This window comes from Kitasatospora sp. NPDC057940 (assembly GCF_042887425.1).
Taxonomy (GTDB): domain Bacteria; phylum Actinomycetota; class Actinomycetes; order Streptomycetales; family Streptomycetaceae; genus Kitasatospora.
This window is the reverse complement of the sequence record NZ_JBHVPH010000051.1, coordinates 21,461-30,594: the sequence shown is the minus strand read 5'-3', so window position 1 is coordinate 30,594 and position 9,134 is coordinate 21,461. Positions and strand designations below refer to the sequence as shown.

Sequence of the window (9,134 nt, the reverse complement as noted above, 5' to 3'; positions counted from 1 at the left end):
GCGAGCGTCGCCACCCACCTCTTCAACGCGATGCCCGGCATCGCCCACCGCGCCCCGGGCCCGATCGTGGCGCTGCTGGAGGACGAGCGGGTCACGGTCGAGCTGATCAACGACGGCGTGCACCTGCACCCGTCCGTGCTCGACCTCGCCTACGGCACCGCCGGGGCGTCCCGGGTCGCCCTGATCACCGACGCGATGGGCGCGGCCGGCATGGGCGACGGCCTCTACCCGCTCGGCCCGCTCCAGGTCGAGGTCAAGGACGGCGTCGCGATGCTCCCGGACGGCAGCTCCATCGCGGGCTCCACCCTCACCCTGGACGTCGCGTTCAAGCGCTCGCTCACCGTCGACGGCCTGACGCTGGACCAGGCCGTCGAGTCGCTGTCCACCACCCCGGCCCGCCTGCTGGGCCTGGCCGACTCGATCGGCTCGCTGGAGACGGGCAAGCAGGCCGACCTGGTCGTGCTCGACTCCGAGGGCTACGACCTGGTCGCCGTCATGCGCCGCGGCCGCTGGGTCCTCGGCGGCGAGCGCTTGTCGCCCCGGGCCGGCTGACCGGCGGGGTGGCGGAGCCGCGGTCCGCAGTCGGCCGGTGTCCGCAGAGCTGCTGGAATCCCGGGTCGGTGCGGAGGAGCTCGGCGTACGTGCCGGTGGCGGCGGCCGTGCCGTCGGAGAGCATCACGACGGTGTCCGCCGCTTCGATGGTGGACATCCGGTGGGCGATCACGAGCAGGGCGCACTCCTTGCGGAGGCTGTTCAGGTTGACCGTCAGGGCGGCTTCGTTGGCGGGGTCGAGGTGGGCGGTCGGTTCGTCCATCAGCAGCAGGCGGGGGCGGGCCAGCACCGCGCGGGCGATGGCGATCCGCTGGCGTTCGCCGCTGGACAGGCGCACCCCGCGTTCCCCGACCTCGGTGTCGAGGCCCGCCGTCAGGCCGTGCACCTTCCCGGTGAGGTTGACGAGGTCGAGGACCTCCCAGAGCCGGTCGTCGGTGGCGTCCGGGGCGGCGTAGCAGAGGTTGTCCCGCAGGGTGCCGTGCAGGATCGGGCAGTCCTGTTCGACCCAGCCGAGGTGTGAGCGCCATTCCCCGAGGCCGAGGTCCGTGGCGGGCCGCCCGTCGATGCGGATGCTGCCGCTCCACGGCTCGTAGAAGCGGTTGATCAGGGCGAAGGCGGTCGACTTTCCGGCCCCGGACGGGCCGACCAGGGCCACCAGCGCGTGCGCGGGAACGGTGAGCGACAGCCCCCGGAGGACCGGTGCGTCGGGGCTGTAGCCGAACCGCAGGTCGCGGATCTCCAGCGAGGGCGCCGACGGCGGGCCCTGGTCCGGTTGCGGTCGGGAGGCGCTGCGGACGGCCGCCGTCGCGCCGGTGTCGTCCTCGATGGGGAGCGCGTAGACCTCCCGGATGCGTTCGTCGGAGCCCTTGGCCCTGTTCACCGAGGCGATGCCCGCCATCAGTTCGGTGACGGGCCCGGTGAGCTGGGTGGCGTACAGCAGCATCGCCACGAGGGCGCCGAGCGAGAGGGCCCCCTGGTCGATGCGGGCCGCACCGACCAGCAGGACCAGCACGAAGGCGGCGTTGATGGCCAGTTGGGCGGTGGGGGCGATCACGGCGGTGAGCCGGGCGCCGCGCAGCGCGGCGTCGTAGGCGCGGTGGGCCAGCGTGTCGAGGTGGTCGATCTCCCGTTGTTCGGCGCGGTTGGCCCGGACGGTCCGTAGCGCCGAGAGGGCTCGTTCCAGTCCGGCCGAGATCGCGCCGACGGCGGTCTGCAACTCCGTCGACGAGCGGCCGACCTCCGCCGACAGCCGGTCGATCACGATGCCGCACCCGAGGAGCACGCCGAGGACGAGCAGCATCAGGACCGGATCGAGCACGGACATGGCGACGACGCTCCCCAGCGCGACGCACAGGTTGGTGGCGATCTGGACGCAGACGTGTGTCAGCGCCTCGCGCAGGACGACCACGTCCGTCGAGGCGCGTGCCATGAGGTCGCCGACGCGCAGGCGGTCGAAGGCGTGCAGTCGGACCCGCAGCAGGTGCGAGCTCAGCCGGGTGCGCATGCCCAGGACGAACCGCTCGCCCGTGCGCTCCAGCAGGAAGACGGCGACGGCACCGATCGACGCCTGGGCCAGCAGCAGCAGGACGAGGACGGTGACGGGGCGCAGGAGGGGCCGGTGCGCGGTGAGCGCGTCGACCACTCCCTTGGCGGCCAGGGGCTGCGCGACGCCCACGGTGGCTGCGATCAGGGTGAGGAGCAGGGCGACGCCCAGGGGGCGCCGCTGCCCCCGGGTCAGGGTCCACAGCTGTCGAAGCATCGGGTGTGCGGCTCCGTCTCGTCCCCGTCCGCCCGGGGGTCAGCCGGCCTCGACCAGCCCGGACGACCGGAGTTGTCCGGTCATCGCCGTGATGTCCTGCTGGGCCTGGGCCGGTGCGATGCCGAAGTGGGCCGCGAACTCCTCGGCCACGTGGTCCGGGGTGGAGCCGTCCAGGAGGCGTTGCAGCGCGTAGGCGCCGGTCTGGTTGAGCTGCCAGTAGTGCCCGGTGCGCTGGTTCAGCAGCACGGCGCCGTCGTCCGTGTCGGTGGACACCGTGTGGGCGGTCAGGCGGAGCGTCATGGGGCCCTCCGGGCGGGGTCGTGGTGTCGGGTCGGTGTTCAGGCCGTACGCGCGGGCTGCTTGGGGGCGACGGTGACCAGGGGCCGGAAGTAGCCGTCGGGGTACGGTTCGTCGATCACCCGGCCCTCGGCCTCGACCCAGGCGTGCGCGGCGAACGGCGTCGTCCGCACACCGGCCTGCCAGGTGGGCCACACGCCCTTGAACCGGCACAGCACGGCGGTGGCGATGGAGCGTTGCAGGCAGTTGTGGACGGCGCAGCGCAGGCTGACCGCGACGACCGCGGTGCGGGCCGCGGACGCCTGGGCCGCGGTGCCCGCACGGGCTCCGGTGCTCAACGCCCCGAGGACGGCGCGCAGGTGCCGGGGCGGCAGTTTGGCCAGCGGCCGGGCCACGGCCACGGCCGTCAGGGGCAGCAGGCGCCGGTGCAGGGGCAGCCGGGTGCGGGGCTGGAGCGCGCAGGGCGGGCTGGTCACGGCGTCTCCTCGGACTCGGGTGTGCGGCGCGGCCGGCCGACGCGGCCGGGGGCGGGTCCGGCGAGGGCCGCCGGGACGGTGGGGCGGGCCGCGATCTCGCGCAGCCACAGTTCGGCGCCGATCGTCGCCTCCAGTTGGGCGGACCAGACGTCCCCGGTGCGCGGCGGGGTGATCAGGGTGGTCCGCATCCGGTCGACGTCGATCAGGCCGCGGCGGGCCAGCAGCGAGTCCGCGAACAGGTCCAGCAGGTCGGGTACGTGCTCTCGCAGGGCGCGGTCGACGGGCTCCTCGCAGTCGCCCTTGGTGGTCCGGTTCAGGATCACCTCGGGCACCAGGCCGTCCATGGCGGCGGCCAGCACCGGCTTGTAGCGCCAGGGGTCGTAGCGCTCGTGGGGGAGGATCTCCAGCACCGCCTCGACCACCCGGTCGTCCAGGTAGGGCAGTTCGAGGGGGAGCCCCTCGGCGGTGTACTCGCGGCAGAGCAGCCGGAGCACGGGGCCCGCGCTGCGCAGGGCGGTCAGGGCCTCGTGCTGTCCGCGGTCCGGCGCCAGCGGCGCGACCTGGTCCGCCACGGCGCGGAAGACCGCCCGGGTGGTCCGGACCGCGTCCCGGGTCGCCCAGGGCGTCGCCGGGATCCGCTCGCCCCAGCCGAGGGAGGGAGTCCGGGGCAGGGGTGCGGTGCGGGCGAGGTCGTCGGCGCACTGCCGCCACCAGGTGCCGAGGTCGCCGCCGTGCAGGAGTCCGGCCAGGCTGGGCAGCAGCGGCCAGCAGTGCAGCGCCCGGTGGGCGCGCAACTGCCGCCAGGCGGTCACCGGGTGGCGGCGGAAGAGCGTGTGCAGGTAGGCGGCGCCCCCGGTGAACAACTCGTCCGCGCCGTGCCCGGCCAGGTGCCGGGTGGCGCCGTGCTCGACCAGGTGCCGGATCCCGAACCGGATCGCGTTCATCCCCCGGGTGGCGGCCCGCGGGGCCTCCGTGTCGACCGCCCAGTACGGCGGGGAGAACACCGGTGGGGCGTCGGTGTCCGGCACGGTCAGGTGTTCGGCGCGGGTCAGCAGGCGTGCGGCCCGGCCGGCGTACAGCGGGTCGTCGTTGATCGCGCTGCCGCCGGTCCAGCAGAAGGTCAGCAGGTCGGGGCTGCGCTCGGCGGCGAGGAAGCAGAGCGAGGTGGAATCCATCCCGCCCGACAGGTCGGCCGAGAGCCTGCCCTGCTGCGGTTGCCGCTGGGCCACCGCCTCCCGCAGCCGCTCGCGCACCCCCGCTGCTCCCTGGGACAGGGGGAGGTGCGGCTCCGGCGGTTGCCACCAGCGCACCGATCGGGCGGCGCCGTCGGCGGGCAGCACGAGGCAGGAGTCCGCGGCCACCTGGTGCACGCCGCGCCACCAACTGCGCTCGCTCAGCGGGGCGAAGAGCATCCCGTAGGTGACGCTCGTGGCGAGCAGGTCCTCGTCCGGCTCCGCACCGGTCGCGGCGGCCAGCACGTCGGCCCGGTCTGCGGCGATCGGGACGTCGCCGAGGCGGGCGGTGAAGACGCAGCGGGTCCCGGTGACGGTGCCCTGGAACCGCACCTGTCCGTCGACCGAGGCCACCACATGGGTGTTGCCGGGCAGGGCGCGGACCAGCGCGTCCAGGTCGGGCAGGGCGCGCACGGAGGAGACCAGCGACCCGAGCCGGTCCGGCGTGACCGGGCTGGGGCCGAACACCGCCACGCGTACCGGGCCCGCCGCCGACACCACCAGGTCCTCGGGTGCCCACGAGCCGGCCAGCCAGGGCCGCCCGGAGGCGTGGGCCACCAGCTGGGGTGCTTCGCTGCCGATCTGACGGTGGGCCCGGGCACCGCCCGGGGAATCCGGAAAGACCACAAGGTGGTCGTTGAGCGACTGCACCTGCTCCACCCCCAGGAATCACGGCGGCATCCGCACCGCCGGTGTTTCGACCACGCCGCACCACGCACCGCTCCCGGCGCCGTGCTTCACCCCAGAACCGTGGAGGACGGGGGAGGACCGCACAACCGGTCGGCGCCGGGTTCCTTCGGATCACGCCATGTCGGTGGCGGTATGATCAGGTCACATCCACCGTGATGATATGGAGAGTTCGGGGGCGTCTCACCCGAGTTCGACCACTCCTGATCGGACTTCCCCCGATTGTGACCGATGTCCACCCGACCCCGCCGAACAACATTTCGCCCGCGATGCATCCGTGTGGATACCAAGTCGGCGCGTAATCACCGGAGTCGGTTTATCCCAGTGGACGCCCCGGACGGGAACCGGCTCAATGGTGTGACGCCATGCCAGGCTTCGACCTCGATGCATTGGAGAGCACCATGATCAGGAACCAGCAGCTGCCCAAGCGCTACACGCCGCCGGCGGCCGCCAAGGTCGGCTCCTTCACCAAGGACACGGACGGCACCATCTACACCCTGAAGGACGCGACGACGCTGGGCTTCAAGAAGCCGCGCTAGCCTCGGCCCTGCGCGACAGCGATCCTCTCCGACAGCCCGCCAGCTCTGCTGGCGGGCTGTTCCGCATGAGCCGGGCGCCGCCGGGCGCCGCTTCGGCGTCGGGAGCCGCGATCACCGCCGGGCCCGAAGTTCAAGTGTTGTCGGCCGGGTCGAGTCGGCGCCGCCGCGCCGCTCACAGCTCCCTCGGGTAGCCGCTCCGGGGATGCTTGGCGTTGGCGAGCTGTCGCCGGGGCGCCCGTGGGGGGCGGGACGGGGACTCGCGTGACGGCGGACGCGGCGGACTCCAGGCCGGGGTGGCGGTGCTCTCCGGGCCGGCGGGCGGGCTGCGCAGGGCCTGGGCCTCGATGGCTTCGGCGAGACGCTGCAGGGCGATCCGGACCTGTGTGCTCTGTCCGTCGCTGAGTGCCCCGAGGACCTGTTGCTCGATGGCCAGGCGCCTGGGCATGACGTCGTCGACGGCGGCCGCGCCCGCGTCGGTGATGAAGACCAGTGCCGCGCGCCGGTCCGCGGGATTGACCGTCCGGACGACGAGGGCGCGCCGTTCCAGCTTGGCCAGCGCCTTGCTCAGCGCGGCCGGCGACCGCCCCATCGAGGCGGCGAGGCGGCGCGCGATCGTCGGCTCGGTCGAGTGGCGGAGGTGGTAGAGCACGTCGAACTCCGATGAGCTGACGGCCGCCGCTTCGAACACCGGTTCAAGGAGGAACTCCAGCATCGCGTGGGCGTGTCGGAGGCCGCCGATGATCTCCATCGACGAAAGGTCGAGGTCAGGACGGCTCTGTACCCACAGCTGCCATACCGCCTGCGTTTCATCCATTCGTGCACATGCTCCAACTTGTTAACCGGTAACCTTTCAGTTACCGTATGACACGTGGCCCGCTTCGAGCTGGGCGACCTGGGCACGCTCATCGGAGACTTGTCCGGTTTTGTGCTCTCTGTGTAGTTGATCTGCTCATGTCATATGAGCCTGGACCGCGACATCCCGCCCGATAGCTTCTCGTCTGTGACCGGAGCTGAGGAAAGTGTCACCATGGTCATCGCACATGTCCCCGTCATCCCGTTCCCTGGAACGATTCCGGGATTGGGCTACCTCCGGCAGATAGTACTGGACCGGAATAGCTCGGTGTCCAGCCATTTGCGCGCGTCGGTGTCAAGCAGATCGGACCGGCAGCTTGCCGGGCCCGCATCGCCCAGCAGCGCGCCGAGAAAGTCGAGTTGACGCTGCGGCGGGTATGAACTCGCCGTACTGCTCGAACACTTCGAACGGCCCGAAGCGGAACGCGCCGGCGTGACCGGCTCCGCGCGGGCGGCCCGCCGCGGTCGCCACGGGTCGTCGTCTCCCTGTGCGCCGAGGCCGGTCGCCGTGCCCCGGTGCGCTGTTCACGGATCCGCCGCGGGCTGACCGCCCGTGGTTCGTCATCGAATTCAGAATGTCTCCGGCGGTCGCACCGTCGACCCCGAAAATCCGCATGGCCAGATTCCGGAAAAAGGATTCCGCGCGCTATGAACGATCGCTTGGGATTCAGTCTCACTCAATTGCGCTACTTCGTCGTCTCCGCCGAGATCGGCAACATCTCGGAGGCGGCGGAGAAGCTGTGCGCCTCGCAGTCGACGGTCTCGTCGGCGATCATGCGGCTGGAACGTCAGCTCGGTGTTCAGCTGTTGCTCCGTCACCACGCCCGCGGGGTATCCCTCACGCCGAGCGGTCGCCACCTGCTGCGGGAGGCGCGCGCGCTGCTCGGGCAGGCCAGGAGCCTCAAGGCGCAGGGCGACGCCCTGGCGGGCGACACCGCCGGCCGGCTCGACGTCGGGTTCTTCTTCCCGATCGCCCCGTTCCTGCTGCCGCTGGTCCACCGGCTGGCCGGGGAGCGGCACGGGGCGCTGGAGCTGAACCTCCACGAGGCGTCCGCCGACCGGTTGCTGGAACTCCTCCGGGACGGTCGGTGCGAACTGGCCGTGACGTACGACTTCCTGGCGGGCGACGCCAGGTTCCACCCGCTGGTCGATCTGCCGGTGCACGCCCTGCTGGCAGATGACGATCCGTCAGGACTGGTCGGCCCGCTCACTCTGGACGAGCTGGCCGGTCGACCGCTGGTCGCCCTGAACGTCCCGAGCGTGCTCCGCCACGCCGAGCGGATGTTCTCCCGCGCGGGCGTCCGCATGCCGCGGGTGGTGACGACGGCGAGCATCGAGACGCTGCGCGGCCTGGTGGCCGCCGGCGCCGGGTTCGCCCTGATGTATCAACCCGCCCGAACCGCGGCGACGTTGGACGGGGGCAGGGTCCGCGAGGTCGAGCTGGTCGGAGACCTGCCGCCCGTGGCCCTGGGCGCGGCCGTGATGCCCGAGCTGGCCATGAGCAGCCGCGGCAGGGCGTTCCTGGACGTGCTCAGATCCGCGGTCGCGGTCGGGGCCGGCCGGGGGCAGGTCGGGGCCGGTCGGGCGCAGGTCAGTGCAGGTCAGCAGGTAGTCATGGGTTGAGGGAGCGTCGTGCTGGCAGTCATCTTCGCTGGTCAGGGAAGTCAGGAAAAGGGAATGGGGGCAGAGGTCTTCGAACGCTACCCGGGGCTGGTCCAGTACGCCTCGGACGTGCTGGGGTACGACCTGGTCTCCTTGTGCACGGAGGATCCGGACGGCCTGCTGGGCCGCACGGAGTACACCCAGCCGGCGCTGTTCGTCGTCAACGCGCTGCGGACCTTCGAGCGGGTCCACCACGGGGACCGGGCGGCGGACGTCTACCTCGGGCACAGCCTGGGCGAGTACAACGCGCTGCTCGCGGCCGGGTCCTTCACCTTCGAGACGGGGCTGCGGCTGGTCGCCAAACGCGGCGAGCTGATGGCGGCGGCCTCCGGGGGCGGCATGACCGCCGTCATGAACACACCGCCCGCGCAACTGCTGGAGATCCTCGCGGAGGACGGCGTCGACGGCGTCGACATCGCGGGCCTCAACACCGGCTCGCAGGTGGTCATCGCGGGCACCCGGCCGGTCCTGGACGCGGCGCACGCCTGCCTGGAGAAGCGGGAGATCCGCTTCGTACGGCTCAGGGTGAGCGCGCCCTTCCACTCCCGGTACATGGAGCCGGCCAGGGTGCGGTTCGCCGAGTTCCTGACGGAGTTCGAGTTCGCCGATCCCGACACCCCCGTCATCGCCAACGTCACGGGCCGGCCGTACGAGCCGGGACAGGTGACGCACATGCTCACGGAGCAGCTGGTCGCCCCGGTGCGCTGGACCGACAGCGTCCGCGGGTTGCTCGACGGCGACGCCGGGCTGGAATTCACCGAAATCGGGGGCCTGGCCCTCACTCACATGGTGTTCAAAATCAGGGCTGGAGTCTGACGCATGGCAACCACGACGGACACGATCCGCTTGTACCTGGAAGACCGTTTCCTCTTCGAGTTCGACGACGTGATCACCCCGGACACCGACCTGTTCAAGGCGGGGGTCATCGACTCGTTCGGCTACGTCAGGATGATGAAGTTCCTGGAGTCCGAGTTCTCCGTCGAGATCTCCCCGGAGGACATCCTCGTGAACGTCTTCGTCTCGCTCACCGCGATCGACGAATTCGTCACCAAGAAGATCTCCGCGAAGTAGAAGGACG

10 protein-coding genes are annotated in these 9,134 nt (G+C 71.6%); 5 read left to right on the top strand and 5 right to left on the bottom strand.

The window, feature by feature from the left end; all coding sequences use genetic code 11:
* A partial coding sequence (locus ACFVTF_RS37460; protein ID WP_387818650.1) for an amidohydrolase family protein occupies positions 1–552 on the top strand: 552 nt, incomplete at its 5' end.
* Here the strand turns inward: ACFVTF_RS37460 and ACFVTF_RS37455 are convergent.
* From ACFVTF_RS37455 to ACFVTF_RS37440, 4 genes are read right to left on the bottom strand one after another with little or no spacing between them, the layout of a single operon-like run.
* Entirely contained in the window at positions 494–2,311 is a 1,818-nt protein-coding gene (locus ACFVTF_RS37455) for an ABC transporter ATP-binding protein (RefSeq protein WP_387818648.1), read from the bottom strand. The genes ACFVTF_RS37460 and ACFVTF_RS37455 overlap by 59 nt on opposite strands.
* 39 nt (positions 2,312–2,350) lie before the next feature.
* Complete coding sequence (locus ACFVTF_RS37450) at positions 2,351–2,611, bottom strand: lasso peptide biosynthesis PqqD family chaperone (RefSeq protein WP_387818646.1); 261 nt, start codon at positions 2,609–2,611, stop codon at positions 2,351–2,353.
* A 38-nt stretch (positions 2,612–2,649) separates the two neighbouring features.
* Positions 2,650–3,084, bottom strand: a complete 435-nt coding sequence (locus ACFVTF_RS37445; RefSeq protein WP_371515516.1) for a lasso peptide biosynthesis B2 protein — start codon at positions 3,082–3,084, stop codon at positions 2,650–2,652.
* On the bottom strand, positions 3,081–4,976 hold the full coding sequence (locus ACFVTF_RS37440) for an asparagine synthase-related protein (protein ID WP_387818644.1): 1,896 nt from the start codon (positions 4,974–4,976) through the stop codon (positions 3,081–3,083). The genes ACFVTF_RS37445 and ACFVTF_RS37440 overlap by 4 nt, the downstream gene beginning before the upstream one ends.
* A 392-nt stretch (positions 4,977–5,368) precedes the next feature.
* On the opposite strand from ACFVTF_RS37440, the gene ACFVTF_RS37435 reads away from it, so the two are divergent.
* On the top strand, positions 5,369–5,542 hold the full coding sequence (locus ACFVTF_RS37435; RefSeq protein ID WP_387818642.1) for a hypothetical protein: 174 nt from the start codon (positions 5,369–5,371) through the stop codon (positions 5,540–5,542).
* Positions 5,543–5,714: 172 nt separating this feature from the next.
* On the opposite strand, the gene ACFVTF_RS37430 is transcribed toward ACFVTF_RS37435, so the two are convergent.
* Entirely contained in the window at positions 5,715–6,290 is a 576-nt protein-coding gene (locus ACFVTF_RS37430) for a MarR family winged helix-turn-helix transcriptional regulator (protein ID WP_387818640.1), read from the bottom strand.
* 764 nt (positions 6,291–7,054) lie between these two features.
* Between ACFVTF_RS37430 and ACFVTF_RS37425 the strand changes: the two genes are divergently transcribed.
* The 3 genes from ACFVTF_RS37425 to ACFVTF_RS37415 are packed head-to-tail and all read left to right on the top strand — an operon-like array spanning position 7,055 to position 9,127.
* Positions 7,055–8,017: a LysR family transcriptional regulator gene (locus ACFVTF_RS37425; protein WP_387818638.1), complete on the top strand. Its 963-nt coding sequence runs from the start codon at positions 7,055–7,057 to the stop codon at positions 8,015–8,017.
* Positions 8,018–8,026: 9 nt separating this feature from the next.
* Positions 8,027–8,872, top strand: a complete 846-nt coding sequence (locus ACFVTF_RS37420) for an ACP S-malonyltransferase (RefSeq protein WP_387818636.1) — start codon at positions 8,027–8,029, stop codon at positions 8,870–8,872.
* Positions 8,873–8,875: 3 nt separating this feature from the next.
* Complete coding sequence (locus tag ACFVTF_RS37415) at positions 8,876–9,127, top strand: phosphopantetheine-binding protein (protein ID WP_350884062.1); 252 nt, start codon at positions 8,876–8,878, stop codon at positions 9,125–9,127.
* Positions 9,128–9,134: the final 7 nt, after the last annotated feature.

What these genes read in the sequence shown, in the direction of transcription:
- ACFVTF_RS37455 (WP_387818648.1), bottom strand. Translation starts at nt 2,311, where the DNA reads ATGCTTCGACAGCTGTGGACCCTGACCCGGGGGCAGCGGCGCCCCCTG.
- ACFVTF_RS37450 (WP_387818646.1), bottom strand. Translation starts at nt 2,611, where the DNA reads ATGACGCTCCGCCTGACCGCCCACACGGTGTCCACCGACACGGACGAC.
- ACFVTF_RS37435 (WP_387818642.1), top strand. Translation starts at nt 5,369, where the DNA reads ATGCCAGGCTTCGACCTCGATGCATTGGAGAGCACCATGATCAGGAAC.
- ACFVTF_RS37430 (WP_387818640.1), bottom strand. Translation starts at nt 6,290, where the DNA reads ATGGAGATCATCGGCGGCCTCCGACACGCCCACGCGATGCTGGAGTTC.
- ACFVTF_RS37415 (WP_350884062.1), top strand. Translation starts at nt 8,876, where the DNA reads ATGGCAACCACGACGGACACGATCCGCTTGTACCTGGAAGACCGTTTC.